The organism is Streptomyces sp. NPDC056347, from assembly GCF_042262625.1.
Classification (GTDB): Bacteria; Actinomycetota; Actinomycetes; order Streptomycetales; family Streptomycetaceae; genus Streptomyces.
The window spans coordinates 1-13,624 of sequence record NZ_JBHJQP010000026.1 but is presented as its reverse complement, the minus strand read 5'-3'; the positions used below and the strand labels follow the sequence as shown (position 1 = coordinate 13,624).

Genomic DNA, 13,624 nt, shown 5'->3' with positions numbered 1-13,624 from the left:
CACTTGCCGGAGAACGGGGGCCCGTACCGACGGTACGGGCCCCCGCGCGTGCGCGGCGCGGTCAGTCGAGGTAGCCGCGGAGCTGGTCGGCGAAGGCGTGGTCGCGCAGTTTGCCCAGGGTCTTGGACTCGATCTGGCGGATGCGTTCGCGGGTCACGCCGAAGATGCGGCCGATCTCCTCCAGGGTGCGGGGCCGCCCGTCGTCCAGCCCGTAGCGCAGCTGGACCACCTTGCGTTCGCGTTCGCCGAGGGTGGAGAGCACCGCCTCCAGGTGTTCGCGCAGCAGCAGGAACGCGGCGGACTCGGCCGGGGACGCGGCGTCGCCGTCCTCGATGAGGTCGCCGAGGGCGACGTCGTCCTCCTCACCGACCGGGGCGTGCAGCGAGATCGGCTCCCGGGCGAGGACGAGGATCTCGCCGACCCGTTCCGGGGTGAGGTCGAGCTGGTCGGCGATCTCCTCGGCGGTGGGTTCGCAGCCGCGCTCCTGGAGCATCCGGCGCTGTACGCGTACGACGCGGTTGATCAGCTCGACCACATGGACCGGGACCCGGATGGTCCGCGCCTGGTCGGCGAGGGCGCGGGACATGGCCTGCCGGATCCACCAGGTCGCGTACGTCGAGAACTTGTAGCCGCGGGCGTAGTCGAACTTCTCCACGGCCCTGATCAGCCCGAGGTTGCCCTCCTGGACCAGGTCGAGCATGGTCAGCCCGCGGCCCACGTACCGTTTGGCGACGGAGACGACGAGCCGGAGGTTGGCCTCGATGAGGCGGCGCTTGGCCGTGCGCCCCATGACCACCAGCCGGTCCAGGTCGACGGCGAGCCGGGTGTCGGGGTCGGGGGTACCGGCCAGCCGTTCCTCGGCGAAGAGTCCGGCCTCGACCCGGCGGGCCAGCTCCACCTCGTCCTCGGCGCTGAGCAGGGGGATCCGGCCTATCTCCCGCAGGTACTGGCGGAAGAGGTCGGCGGACGGCCCGGCGGCTTCCGGCCCGCTCCCGCGCCGGGGCGGCCCGGCTTCCCCGGGTGCCTCACGCGGCTCCGGCGGCTCGGACGCCTCCGGGGATTCCACCGCGGTCTCCGGATGGCGCACGGCCCGGTTCTGCGCGGGGATGGCCGAGACGCGCTCGGTCTTGGTCGGGGTCCGGGTCTGCACGGGGGCGACCTCCAGGTGATCGCTGCCGGACCGCGGGAAGGGAGGCCCACCACTCGGCGGGCCGGCCGCGCTCCGATGTCTCAGGCACCGCCACCAGTGTGGGGGAAGACACATCCCCGCCACGAGGGGCGTGCGGCGACTTTCTGGGTCCGGTCCGTGACCGGCCGGTTACGCGACGGCTCCCGGGCCCGCGGCGCTCAGAGCGCGGCGGCCCCGTGGTTGCGCAGGGACTGGGCGTACTGCTGGAGGACCCAGACCTCGTTCTGCGCGGCGGCCAGGTGGTCGGGGGCGACATTGCTGCCGAGGCGGGCGAGGCTGCCCTGTACGTCGCCGATGCGGCGGTCGACGGCGCGCAGCCGGACCTGGACGAGCTGGATGCCCGCGTAGGTCTCGTCGATGGACTTGCCGCGGAACACCTCGACGGCGAGCTCGGTGACCAGGCTCCGTACGGAGTCGTCGGGGGCCACGTCCAGCACGGCGGCCAGGTATTCGCGGGCCTCGGCCAGGCCGCGCTCCGCGCCGCCCGCCTCCTCGATGCACCGGCGCACCGCCGCGTAGGGCGGGGCGGTGAACTCGTCCTCGCCGTAGGCGTCGAAGGCCGGGGAGACCAGCTCGGGACGCTGGAGGGCGAGCTTCAGCAGCTCCCGCTCGGTGTGGAAGGCGGGGCTGCGGAGGTGGAGCGCGGGGCCAGAGGGGCCTCGGGGGGCCGGCGCGGCGGGCTGCTGCTGCTCGCGGCGGCCGGGGGCGCGGTTCCGGTCGCCCCGGTCGCCCCGCTCCCCGCGGTCGCGGGCCCAGCGGGCGAACTGGGCGACGCGGTGGACGACGAACTCCTGGTCGAGGATGCCGACGAGGCCGGCGAGCTGGACGGCGACCTCCCGCTGGACGCTCTGCGTCTTGATCTTCGCGACGACGGGTGCCGCCTCGTCGAGCGCGGCGGCCCGGCCCGCCGGGGTCTCCAGGTCGTACCGGGCGACGATCTGGCGGAGCGCGAACTCGAAGAGCGGGGTGCGGGGCTCGACCAGCTCCCGGACGGCCTCGTCGCCCTTGACCAGGCGCAGGTCGCAGGGGTCCATGCTGTCCGGGGCGATGGCGATGTACGTCTCCGCGGCGAACTTCTGGTCGTCCTCGAAGGCGCGCAGGGCGGCCTTCTGGCCGGCCGCGTCACCGTCGAAGGTGAAGATCACCCGGGCGCTGCCGTTGTCCATCAGGAGGCGGCGGAGGATCTTGATGTGGTCGCCGCCGAAGGCGGTGCCGCAGGTGGCGATGGCGGTGGTGATCCCGGCGAGGTGGCAGGCCATGACGTCGGTGTAGCCCTCAACGACCACGGCCCGGCTGGCCTTCGCGATGTCCTTCTTCGCGAGGTCGATGCCGTACAGCACCTGGGACTTCTTGTAGATCGCGGTCTCGGGGGTGTTGAGGTACTTCGGGCCGTTGTCGTCCTCGCGGAGCTTGCGGGCGCCGAACCCGACGATATCGCCGGAGGTGTCGCTGATCGGCCACATCAGGCGGCCGCGGAAGCGGTCGATGGGGCCGCGGCGCCCGTCCTGGGAGAGGCCGGAGGCGATCAGCTCCTTGTCGCTGAAGCCCTTGCCGCGCAGATAGCGGGTGAGGTGGTCCCAGCCCGCCGGGCTGTAGCCGACGCCGAAGTGGGCGGCGGCGGCCTGGTCGAAACCGCGCTCGGCGAGGAACTTGCGGCCGATCTCGGCCTCGGGCCCTTCCAGCTGCTGGGTGTAGAACTGGGCGGCCGCCTTGTGCGCCTCGACCAGCCGGATGCGCTCGCCGCGCTGGTGGGAGGGGTTGTAGCCGCCCTCCTCGTACCGCAGGGTGATGCCCGCCTTGGCGGCGAGCCGCTCGACGACCTCCGCGAACGTCAGATGGTCGATCTTCTGCACGAAGGCGATCGTGTCGCCGCCCTCCTGGCAGCCGAAGCAGTGGAAGAGTCCCTTGCTCGGGCTGACCTGGAAGGAGGGCGACTTCTCGTCGTGGAACGGGCAGAGGCCCTTGAGGTTGCCACCGCCAGCGTTGCGCAGCTGGAGGTACTCGGACACGACGGCGTCGATCGGGACCGCGTCCCGTACCGCCTTCACGTCGTCGTCATTGATCCTGCCTGCCACGAGTGAATTCTACGGGTGAGGTACGACAGGCCGGACCGGATCAGCGCCTGCACGGTCTCGGTGACGTCCCACACATTGACGTTCATCCCGGCCAGCACCTTCTGGTCCTTCAGCCAGAAGGCGATGAACTCCCGCTTGCCCGTGTCGCCCCGGATCACCACCTGGTCGTAGCTGCCGGGCGGTGCCCAGCCGGAGTACTCGAGGCCGAGGTCGTACTGGTCGGAGAAGAAGTACGGCACCCGGTCGTAGGAGACCTCCTGGCCGAGCATGGCGCGGGCCGCGGCCGGTCCGCTGTTCAGCGCGTTGGCCCAGTGCTCCACCCGCAGCCGGGTGGCGAGCAGCGGATGGGCCACGTTGGCGACGTCCCCGGCGGCGAAGATGTGCGGGTCGCTGGTGCGCAGCGAGGCGTCCACGGCGATGCCGCCGCCGTCCGCGCGCGGGGCCATGGCGAGCCCGGCGGTCTCGGCCAGCGCGGTGCGGGGGGCGGCGCCGATCGCGGCGAGCACGTCGTGGGCCGGGTGCTCCTCGCCGTCGTCGGTGCGGACGGCGAGGACCAGGCCGTCCTGGCCGATGATCTCGGTGAGGCGGACGCCGAAGCGGAAGCGGACCCCGTGGTCGCTGTGGAGGTCGGTGAAGAGCTGGCCGAGCTCGGGGCCGAGGACCCGGTGCAGCGGGGTCGGCTCCGGCTCCATGATCGTGACCTCGGCGCCGTATCCGCGCGCCGCCGCCGCGACCTCCAGGCCGATCCACCCGGCCCCGGAGATCACCAGGTGCCCGTTGTCGCGGCCGAGTGCGGCCAGCACGTGACGCAGCCGGTCGGCGTGGGCGAGGCGGCGCAGGTGGTGGACGCCCGCCAGGTCGGTGCCGGGGATCGGGAGGCGGCGCGGTTCGGCCCCGGTGGCGAGCAGCAGCTTGTCGTAGTGGACGACGGTGCCGTCTCCGAGCACGACCGCGTGGGCCTTGCGGTCGAGGGAGGTGACCGGCTGGCCCAGGTGCAGCTCGATCTCGGCGCCCGCGTACCAGGCGGGTTCGTGGACGAAGACGCTGTCGCGCTCCTCCTTGCCCGTCAGATAGCCCTTGGAGAGCGGGGGCCGTTCGTAGGGATGGTCGCGTTCGTCCCCGAGCATGATCACCCGGCCGCTGAATCCCTCCGTCCGGAGCGTCTCGGCCGCCTTGGCTCCGGCCAGTCCTGCGCCGACGATGACGAACGTCTGGTGTGCGTCGACCATGTGATGCCTCCTCGGTGCTTGCTGCGCTCCGCCGCCACTGCGAGCGTCCCGCACGCGGCGTGATGGCGGAAGAGGTGTACCCGGCCACCAGTCTGCTGGGCCCGGCCCGCCGGACGGGGCACGGCACGCGAGCCCGGCCTGATCCGGCCCGATCCGGCCTGATCCGGTCCGCTCCGGCCTGATCCGGTCCGGCACGCTCCTGTCCGGTCCGTCCGGTCCGGGCGGAAGGCCCTCAGGCGAGGGCGGCGTGCAGGGAGAGGGCGGCGGCGTCGGTCAGGGAGGCGATCTGGTCGACCAGGACGCGTTTGCGGGCCGTGTCGTCGCGGGCGGCGTCGAAGAGCGCGCGGAACTGCGGTTCCAGCCCTTCGGGGGCGCGGGCGGTCAGGGCGGCGGCCAGCTCGGCGATGACGATCCGCTGCTCCGCGCGGATGGCCTCCTGCTCGGCGCGGCGCATCACGTACCGGTCGGCGACGGCCTTGAGCACCGCGCACTCCAGGCGGGCCTCGCGGGGGACGACGAGGGCGGCGGCGTAGCGGCCCAGGCGGCCGGTCCCGTACGCCCGGCGGGTGGAGCGCTCGGCGGCGAGGCAGAACCGGCCGATCAGCTGGCTGGTGGCGTCCTTCAGCCGGGCCTGGGCGACGGCCGTCCCGTCGTAGCCGCGCGGCCACCATTCCTGGCCGGTGAGCCGCTCGAGTGCCGCGGTCAGCTCGGCGGGGTCGGTGTCGGCCGGTACGTAGCGGCCGACGGCGACCGTCCAGATCCCGTCGCGCTCGGGTGCGGCGCAGAGCCGGTCGGGGTCGATGTGGCCGGCGTGCAGCCCGTCCTCGAAGTCGTGCACGGAGTAGGCGACGTCGTCGGACCAGTCCATGACCTGGGCCTCGAAGCAGGTGCGGTGTTCCGGGGCGTCCTCGCGGGCCCAGGTGAAGACCGGGAGGTCGTCCTCGTAGACGCCGAATTTCGGGGAGCCGGGGTCGGTGGGGTGTCCGCCGCGCGGCCAGGGGTATTTGGTGGCGGCGTCCAGGGCGGCACGGGTCAGGTTGAGGCCGACGCTGACCGGCCGGCCGGTGCGGGTGTCGGGGACGAAGCGCTTGGGTTCGATCCGGGTGAGCAGGCGCAGCGACTGGGCGTTCCCCTCGAAGCCCCCGCAGTCGGAGGCGAAGTCGTTGAGTGCCTGTTCGCCGTTGTGCCCGAAGGGCGGGTGGCCGAGGTCGTGGGCGAGGCAGGCCGTCTCGACCAGGTCGGGGTCGCAGCCGAGCGCCGCGCCGAGCTCGCGGCCGACCTGGGCGCATTCGAGGGAGTGGGTGAGCCGGGTGCGCGGGCTGGCGTCCCAGGAGCGGCCTCGGGTGCCGGGGGCGAGGACCTGGGTCTTTCCGGCGAGCCGTCGCAGCGCGGCGGAGTGCAGCACCCGGGCGCGGTCGCGCTGGAACGCGGTGCGGCCCGGGCGTTTGTCCGGCTCGGTGTCCCAGCGCTCGGTGTCCGCCGAGCTGTAGGGGGCCGTGCCGTGGGTGCCGTGCGTACCGTCCATGGTTCCGACAGTAGACGGCCGGACCGACAGCCACGCCGGGGCGCTCCGCCGCCTGCTGCCGGTCTCTTCCGCCGGTTCGAGAACCCTTTCGACCGATTGATCGTCCATCAGGTCAAAGGGGCACGGAACGAGAGGGCTCGTATGCGGGTGGGATGGCCGAGGTGGCCGCGGACGCGGCGCGGGCAGCGGCGGGCCGTGCAGGGGGTGATGGCCGCGTGCGTGCTGGGGCTGGCGCCCATGACCTGGACGTACGCGGCCGCCGGCGCCCGGGTCGGGACGGTGGCGGACGCGCCCGCGCGGCAGGTGGCGGTGGTGTTCGGGGCCGGCCTGTGGGAGGGCAGGCCGACCCCGTATCTGGCGAACCGGCTGAATGCCGCCGCCCGGCTGTACCGGGACGGGAAGGTGCGGGTCGTGCTGGTGACCGGCGACAACGGCCGCGAGGAGTACGACGAGCCGGACGCCATGCGCACCTATCTCAGGGAGCACGGGGTGCCGGACCGGCACATCGTGAGCGATTTCGCCGGATTCGACACCTGGGACTCCTGTGTACGGGCCAAGAAGATCTTCGGGGTCGACCGCGCGGTGCTGGTGAGCCAGGGCTTCCACATCCGCCGGGCGGTCGCCCTCTGCCGGACCGCCGGGATCGACGCGTACGGGGTCGGGGTGGACGCGGTGCACGACGCGACCTGGTACTACGGCGGGACCCGGGAGGTGTTCGCGGCGGGGAAGGCGGCGCTGGACGCCGTGTTCAGGCCCGATCCGCACTTCCTGGGCCCGCGGGAGACCGGGATCGTGGAGGCGCTGGCGGCTCCCGAGTAGGGTCCGGGCGCTCAGCCGCCGTAGGGACGCGCCGACCTGGCCTCGCGCAGCGCCCGCCCCCACCAGAGCAGCTGGTCGAGGAGCACCTTGGCGGCCGCGTCGCAGCCCTGCGGGTCGCGGTGCTTTCCCTGCTCGTCGAAGAGGGCGCCCGCGTTGTGGAAGGAGACGGTCTCGCGGACGGAGACGGCGTGCTGCTCCGCGAAGACCTGCCGCAGGTGCTCGACGGCGCGCAGTCCGCCGGAGACCCCGCCGTACGAGACGAAGCCGACGGGCTTGGCGTGCCATTCCTCGCGGTACCAGTCGATGAGGTTCTTCAGCGGGGCCGGGTAGGAGTGGTTGTACTCGGGGGTGACGACGATGAAGGCGTCGGCCGCGGCCAGCCGGGGCGCGAGGGCGTCGAGCCGGGCCTGCGCGCCGGGTTCGGGCCGGAAGGAGATGGCGGTCGGGAGGTCGGCCTCCACGACGTCGACCAGGTCGGTCTCGATGTCGGGGTGGGCGTCGGTGTGGGCGAGGAGCCAGTCCGCGACGACGGGGGCGAACCGGCCCTCCCGGTTGCTGGCGAGGACGACCGCGACCTTCAGGGGTGCGGTGGCGGGGGTGGTGGGTGCTGTGGTGTGGTCCATGCGAAGAGCTTCGTACCTCAACTCGACTTGAGGTCAAGCCCGTTCGTGGGGCACGTTCCCGGACGCCTCCCGCGCTCTCCCGCGCACGCACCGCGCCCCGGTGCGGCCGGACGGCGGCACCGGGGCGGGGACGGGCGTACGCGGGCGGGTTACTTCTCCCAGCCGACCGTCTCCGGGAGCGGGCTGTAGAAGATGGTGGCGCCGACGTTGGCCAGGCCCTTCTTCACGCTGTACGTCGACGGACCGCTGAACAGCGGCAGGAAGGCGTACTGCTGGAGCGCCTCGCGCTCGACCTCGTTGGCGGCCGCGGTCTGCTTGCCGAGGTCCTCGATGCCGAGGACGTCGCGGATCTTCTTGTCCAGCTCCGGGGTTCCGGCGCCGGTGATGTTGGAGTCACGGTCGGAGCAGTAGAAGTCGCACAGGTAGCGGGCGCCGAACGGGTCCATGGAGCGGTTCCCGGACAGGAAGAGGTCGAACCTGCGCTCGCTGATGACCTTCGCGAAGTCCGCCTCGTCGGCCTTCTTGATGACCAGATCGACGCCGACCGGCTTCAGCATCGCGGCGAAGGCACCGGCGACGGCCTTGTCCAGCGGGTCCTCGCCGACCATGGTGTAGCCGATGGTCAGCTTCTTGCCGTCCTTGGCGCGGATGCCGTCGGCGCCGGGCTTCCAGCCGGCCTCGTCGAGCGTCTTCCTCGCCTCGTCCGGCGCGTACGTCAGGACCTTCGAGACGTTGTCCTCGTAGCCCTTCTGGAAGCTGTACAGCACGGCCGAGCCGGGCAGCGGCTCCTTGTAGTCGAGCCCCTGGAACTGGATCTTCGCGATCTGGGAACGGTCGATGCTCTGCTGGACGGCCTTGCGGACGGCCGTGTCGGCGAGGTTCGCGGACTTGGTGTTGAAGTGCAGCGAGTACTCGAAGGGGCTGCCGCCGCTGCGGATCTCCGTCCCCTTCAGTCCCTTGACCTGCTTGAGGCTCTCGGCGTCGACGGCCGAGGTGTAGTCGAGCTGGCCGTTCTTGAAGGCGTTGACCGCGGCGGTCGACTCCAGGTTGACGTAGACGCGCTTGTCGAGCTTGCCCTTCTTGCCCCACCACTTCGGGTTGCGGACGAAGGTGATGCCGCCGGAGTGGGTGTCCCACTCGCCGACGGTGTACGGGCCCGCGCCCCACTCCGGGTGGGCCTTCTTGATGTACGCCTTGTTGAAGTTGGCGACGGTGGCGGCCTCGGGGTGCAGGAAGGTGGTGAAGAGGGTCGACCAGGCGGGGTTGACGCCCTTGAAGGTGATGACGGCCTGCTTGGCGTTCTCGCCCTTGGTCACCGAGGTGATCTGGCTGTAGCCGTCGGTGGTGGAGGCGTCGAAGCCCTTGTCCGAGCCGTTGTTGGCCTTCCAGGTGGCCTCGATCGCGGTCCAGTCGATCGGGGTGCCGTCGTTGAAGGCGGCCTTCTCGTTGATGGTGAGGACGACCTTCTGGTCGCCGCCCTCGGTGGTGACCTTCACGTCGCTGTAGTAGTCCGGGTTGTACTGCACCTCGCCGGTGGGCGAGTAGGTGATCGCGTCGGCGTTGTACCAGGACCAGACCCGGGACGCGGTCAGGGTGGCGTTGACGTTGAACGGGTTGCCCTGGTCGTCGAAGGTCCCGGCGGTGGTGTACGTGCCGCCGTCCTTGACCTTGTCGTACGGGACCGGGTTGTAGTCGGTCACGGAGGAGGCGGCCTTGGGGGCGGCCGTTCCGGCGCCGCCCCCGTCCTTCCCCGACGAGGCGTCGCACGCGGTGGCGGCGACGGAGACGGCGGCGACGAGGGCGAGGGGCAGGGCCAGTCTTGCGCGCATGGCGGAAGGGCTCCTTACTGGTTCGGGGTGGGAAGGGTTCGTGCTCGTGGGGTGAGCGGGGCGTACGCGAGCGGGCTCAGACGGCGTGGCAGGCGTACTGGTGGCCGGGGCGGGTGGCCACCTCGGTGGGTTCGGGGCGCTCCGTGCGGCAGCGGGCGCGTACGTCCTCGTCGGCGAGGCGGTACAGCGGGCAGCGGTCGACGAAGACGCAGCCCGCGGGCGGGCGGCTGGCGCTGGGCTGCTCGCCCCGGAGCACGGTCCGTTCGCGGGCGCGTTCCCGCCGCGGGTCGGGCACGGGGATCGCGGACAGCAGCGCCCGGGTGTAGGGGTGCCTGGGATCGGAGAAGATCGCCTCGGTCTCCCCGGTCTCGACGATGTGCCCGAGGTACATCACCGCGATCCGGTCGGAGATGTGGCGCACCACGGCCAGGTCGTGGGCGACCACCAGGTAGGCGAGGCCGAGTTCGCGCTTGAGCCGGGCCAGCAGGTTGATCACCCCGGCCTGCACCGACACGTCCAGGGCCGACAGCGGCTCGTCGAGCGCAAGCAGTTTCGGCTCGGTGGCCAGGGCCCTGGCGATGCCGATCCGCTGGCGCTGGCCGCCGGAGAGCGCGGCCGGGAAGCGGCCGCTCACCGCGGGGTCCAGGCCGACCAGCGTGAGCAGTTCGCCGACCCGGGCGGCGATCGCCTCGCGGTCCTTCCCGGCGGCCCGGAGCGGTTCGGCGAGCAGCTGGAAGACGGGCAGCCGCGGGTTCAGGGCCCCGAGCGGGTCCTGCATCACGATCTGCACGTCCTGCCGCAGCTCCCGCATCCGGGACGCGGATCCGACCGTACCGATGTCGGTGCCGGAGACCTCGATCCGGCCGCTCTCGGGCCGCTTCAGCCGGAGGACCTCCAGCAGGGTGGTGGTCTTGCCGCTGCCCGACTCGCCGACCAGCCCGAGGGTCTCCCCGGCGCGCAGTTCGAAGCTCACCCGGTTGACGGCGTGCAGGGTGCCGACCCGGCGCTTGAGGAGGGCGCCCCTGGTGACCGGGAAGGTCTTGACCAGGTCCTCGACCCGGAGCACCACCTCGCCGGTGGCCGGTTCCCCGGGCGCGTCGGGCCGGGCTTCCGGTGCGGGGTCACCGGCGGGGTCCAGGGTCCCGGCGGCGATCTCGTCGGCGCGCAGGCAGGCCGCGTGGCCGTGTCCGGTGATCTCGCGCAGGGCGGGTTCGTCGGCCCGGCAGGCGTCCTGGGCGACGGCGCAGCGGCTCGCGAAGGGGCAGCCGGCCGGGAGGTCCACGAGTGCGGGCGGTTCGCCGCCGATCGGGACCAGGGGCCGGTGGACGCCGCTGTCCACGGTGGGCACGGCGGCGAGCAGCCGGGCGGTGTAGGGCATCGCGGGGCGGCGGAAGAGCTGGTCGACACCGGCCCGTTCCACGATCCGGCCCGCGTACATCACGGCGACGTCGTCGGCGTGACCGGCCACCACGCCGAGGTCGTGGGTGATCAGGACGAGCCCGGCGCCGGTCTCCCGCTGGGCGAGCCGCAGCACGTCCAGGATCTGGGCCTGCACGGTGACGTCGAGGGCGGTGGTGGGTTCGTCCGCGACGAGCACCGAGGGCCGGTTGGCGATGGCCATCGCGATGACGACGCGCTGGCGCATGCCGCCGGAGAACTCGTGCGGGAAGGACTTGGCCCGGCCCCGGGGGTCGGGGATGCCGACGAGGTCGAGGAGTTCGACGGCCTGCTCCCAGGCGGCCTTCCTCGTCAGGTCCTGGTGGACGCGCAGGGCGTCGGAGAGCAGCCGGCCCACGGAGAAGATCGGGGTGAGCGCGGACAGCGGGTCCTGGAAGACCATGCCGATGGAGTTGCCGCGGATCGCGGAGATCTCCTTGTCCCCGAGGCCGACCAGGTCGCGCCCGCCGAGCAGCACCTGCCCGCCCACCTCGGCGGACGGCGGCAGCAGGCCCATCACGGCCATCGCGGTGGCCGACTTGCCGGAGCCGGACTCGCCGACGATGCCGAGGGTCCGGCCGGGCAGCAGGTCGAAGCCGACGCCGCGCACCGCCTCGACGGGCCCGGCCTCCGAGGGGAAGGTGACCCGCAGGTCCCGTACCGAGAGCACCGGTTCGGCGGCCGTGGGCTCCCGGGTCTGCGCCAGGGTCGTGAGGGTCATCGTCGGCCTCCTGCCGCACCGGTCACGGACGTGGGGTCGAGGGCGTCGCGCAGTCCGTCGCCGACGAAGGTCATCGACACGGTGAGCAGCACGACCAGCCCGGCGGGGAAGGCGAAGAGCCACGGGGCGCTGGTGACGGTGCCCGCGCCGTCGGCCAGCATCGTGCCGAGGGAGACGTCCGGGGTCTGGACGCCGAAGCCGAGGAAGGACAGGGCGGTCTCGCTGAGTACGGTCGCGACGACGCCGAGCGTCAGGTTCACGATCAGCAGCGAGCCGAGGTTGGGGATGATGTGGCGCAGGATGATGCGTGGTGCGCCGACACCCATGAACTCGGCGGCCGTCACGTAGTCCCGTTCCCGCAGCGAGGTGGAGACGGACCAGACGACCCGCGCGGTCGACATCCAGCCGAAGACGGTGAGGACGACGATGAGGACCCGCCAGTCCCCGGCGAGCCGGTGGGAGACCAGGGCGAGGATCAGGAACGAGGGGACGACCAGCAGGAAGTGGATGACGGCGAGGGTCGCCTTCTCCACCCGGCCGCCGAAGTACGCGGCGCTGGAGCCGATCACCGCGGCGACGACGACGGTCAGGACGGAGACGCTCACCGCGATCGCCAGGGAGCGCTGGAGCCCGTGCACGGCGGAGGCGTAGACATCGTTGCCGCCCTGGTTGGTGCCGAACCAGTGCGTGCCGCTCGGCGGCTGGGTGAGCGCGGCGAAGTCGGCGTCGGAGTAGGTGTACGGGGTGAGCGTCCCGCCGAAGGCGCTGAACAGCACCAGCAGCAGGAAGATCACCACGCCGACGGCGGCGAGCCGGTTGCGCAGGAAGCGCCGCAGGTAGAGGCGGCCGAGGCCGAGGTGGGGCGCGCCCCCGGTCTTCCGCGGGGCGTCGGCCCCGAGGTCTGTCGCCACGTCAGTTCACCCTCACTCGGGGGTCGAGGAAGACGGTGGCGACATCCGCGAGGATCGCGCCGATCGCGGTGAGGACAGCGGCGAAGGCTGCCGTCGCGACCGTGCCGTGCACGTCGTTCTTGCTGATGGTCTGGATGAAGTAGCGGCCCATGCCGTTCCAGCCGAAGATCGTCTCGGTGATGACGGCGCCGGTGAACATGGCCGGGATGCTGAACGCCACGGAGGTCGCGGTCGGGATGAGCGCGGCGCGCAGGGCGTGCCTGCGGATCGCCCGGGACCGGGTGAGTCCGGTGGCCTGGGCGGTGCGGACGAAGTCGGCGTTGATGGTGTCGAGCAGCAGGGACCGCTGCGTCAGGTGGTAGCCGACGTAGCCCATGAGCGTCAGGCTCACGGTCGGCAGGATCAGGTGCAGCAGCCGGTCGACGACCGTCGCGAACACCCCTTCCACGCCCGGTGAGTTCTCCCCGGCGACGTAGAGGAAGGTCAGTCCGGCGTGCTGGTTCAGCCAGATGGCGACGAAGACCACGGCGAGCGCGGCGACGGCGGTCGGGATGTTGAACACCGCGATGGACACGGCCTGCGAGATCCGGTCGGCCCAGCCGTACTGCCGCGAGGCGGTGTACACGGCCAGCGCGACGCCGATGACCACGGACAGGACGGTCGCGATGATGACCAGCTCCCCGCTGATCAGCGCCCGGTAGCCGATCTCCCCGTTGACGGAGACGCCGGTGGGCGACCTGCCCCAGTCGAAGTGGAGCACCACCGAGGTGAGCCAGTCCCACCAGCGGTGCACCAGCGGCTCCTGCGAGCTCAGGTTGTACGGCGCGAGGGCCCGGTCGATCTGCTCCTCGGTACGGACCGGGCGCAGCTCCCTGAAGTTCGACTTCGGGTCCAGGAACCAACTGGCCAGAAAGTAGGTTGCGTTGGTGGCGACCACGATCATCAGGAGCCAGCCGGTCGCCTTGCGGATCACATGGCGGACCACGCGCGCCACCTCCTCCCCGCGCGTGGAGGGCGCATTTCGGGGATGCCGGGTCGAAGGGGCGTGTGCATCTGCGGCGTGGACTTTCTGCGGATGGATCAGGGGCACGAATGTGCGAGCTCCAGCCTGGTCCGCACCGTCGGACGGCACCAGCTTTCGGCCACCCCTGCCATGCACTCGACATACTGCCGAAGCATTCGGCCACCATGCGTCACGGAAAGCGCGCGACCGGACACCCAGGGACACGAACCCGCCCCCGCCGGGTCCGGCGGCGCGGACTCGGC

General features: G+C 72.0%; 10 protein-coding genes. 1 reads left to right on the top strand and 9 read right to left on the bottom strand.

Annotated elements, in window-relative coordinates; translation table 11 throughout:
• Positions 1–61: 61 nt before the first annotated feature.
• The 4 genes from ACFCV8_RS09275 to ACFCV8_RS09260 form a co-directional block, all read right to left on the bottom strand.
• Positions 62–1,150 (bottom strand): RNA polymerase sigma factor, encoded by a 1,089-nt coding sequence (locus ACFCV8_RS09275; RefSeq protein WP_376684671.1) that lies wholly within the window; start codon positions 1,148–1,150, stop codon positions 62–64.
• A gap of 197 nt (positions 1,151–1,347) precedes the next feature.
• Complete coding sequence (dnaG, locus tag ACFCV8_RS09270; RefSeq protein WP_376684670.1) at positions 1,348–3,264, bottom strand: DNA primase; 1,917 nt, start codon at positions 3,262–3,264, stop codon at positions 1,348–1,350.
• Entirely contained in the window at positions 3,234–4,493 is a 1,260-nt protein-coding gene (locus ACFCV8_RS09265; protein ID WP_376684669.1) for an NAD(P)/FAD-dependent oxidoreductase, read from the bottom strand. Before ACFCV8_RS09265 ends, dnaG begins: the two co-directional genes overlap by 31 nt.
• A 232-nt stretch (positions 4,494–4,725) precedes the next feature.
• A complete protein-coding gene (locus tag ACFCV8_RS09260; RefSeq protein WP_376684668.1) occupies positions 4,726–6,018 on the bottom strand; it encodes a deoxyguanosinetriphosphate triphosphohydrolase in 1,293 nt (430 codons plus the stop codon).
• Between the two features lie 141 nt (positions 6,019–6,159).
• Between ACFCV8_RS09260 and ACFCV8_RS09255 the strand changes: the two genes are divergently transcribed.
• Positions 6,160–6,837 carry a vancomycin high temperature exclusion protein gene (locus tag ACFCV8_RS09255; RefSeq protein WP_376684667.1) on the top strand — a complete coding sequence of 226 codons (678 nt, stop codon included), beginning with the start codon at positions 6,160–6,162 and terminating at the stop codon, positions 6,835–6,837.
• A gap of 11 nt (positions 6,838–6,848) precedes the next feature.
• Here ACFCV8_RS09255 and ACFCV8_RS09250 read toward each other — a convergent pair whose 3' ends face one another.
• The 5 genes from ACFCV8_RS09250 to ACFCV8_RS09230 form a co-directional block, all read right to left on the bottom strand.
• Positions 6,849–7,460, bottom strand: coding sequence for an NADPH-dependent FMN reductase (locus ACFCV8_RS09250; protein ID WP_376684666.1), 612 nt, complete (start codon positions 7,458–7,460; stop codon positions 6,849–6,851).
• Between the two features lie 149 nt (positions 7,461–7,609).
• Positions 7,610–9,289: an ABC transporter family substrate-binding protein gene (locus tag ACFCV8_RS09245; protein ID WP_376684665.1), complete on the bottom strand. Its 1,680-nt coding sequence runs from the start codon at positions 9,287–9,289 to the stop codon at positions 7,610–7,612.
• Positions 9,290–9,365: 76 nt separating this feature from the next.
• Entirely contained in the window at positions 9,366–11,447 is a 2,082-nt protein-coding gene (locus tag ACFCV8_RS09240) for a dipeptide ABC transporter ATP-binding protein (RefSeq protein WP_376684664.1), read from the bottom strand.
• Complete coding sequence (locus tag ACFCV8_RS09235) at positions 11,444–12,358, bottom strand: ABC transporter permease (protein ID WP_376684663.1); 915 nt, start codon at positions 12,356–12,358, stop codon at positions 11,444–11,446. The genes ACFCV8_RS09240 and ACFCV8_RS09235 overlap by 4 nt, the downstream gene beginning before the upstream one ends.
• A gap of 1 nt (position 12,359) precedes the next feature.
• Positions 12,360–13,343, bottom strand: a complete 984-nt coding sequence (locus ACFCV8_RS09230) for an ABC transporter permease (RefSeq protein WP_376684662.1) — start codon at positions 13,341–13,343, stop codon at positions 12,360–12,362.
• Positions 13,344–13,624 lie beyond the last annotated feature (281 nt).

What these genes read in the sequence shown, in the direction of transcription:
- ACFCV8_RS09260 (WP_376684668.1), bottom strand. Translation starts at nt 6,018, where the DNA reads ATGGACGGTACGCACGGCACCCACGGCACGGCCCCCTACAGCTCGGCG.
- ACFCV8_RS09250 (WP_376684666.1), bottom strand. Translation starts at nt 7,460, where the DNA reads ATGGACCACACCACAGCACCCACCACCCCCGCCACCGCACCCCTGAAG.
- ACFCV8_RS09265 (WP_376684669.1), bottom strand. Translation starts at nt 4,493, where the DNA reads ATGGTCGACGCACACCAGACGTTCGTCATCGTCGGCGCAGGACTGGCC.
- ACFCV8_RS09240 (WP_376684664.1), bottom strand. Translation starts at nt 11,447, where the DNA reads ATGACCCTCACGACCCTGGCGCAGACCCGGGAGCCCACGGCCGCCGAA.
- ACFCV8_RS09255 (WP_376684667.1), top strand. Translation starts at nt 6,160, where the DNA reads ATGCGGGTGGGATGGCCGAGGTGGCCGCGGACGCGGCGCGGGCAGCGG.
- ACFCV8_RS09245 (WP_376684665.1), bottom strand. Translation starts at nt 9,289, where the DNA reads ATGCGCGCAAGACTGGCCCTGCCCCTCGCCCTCGTCGCCGCCGTCTCC.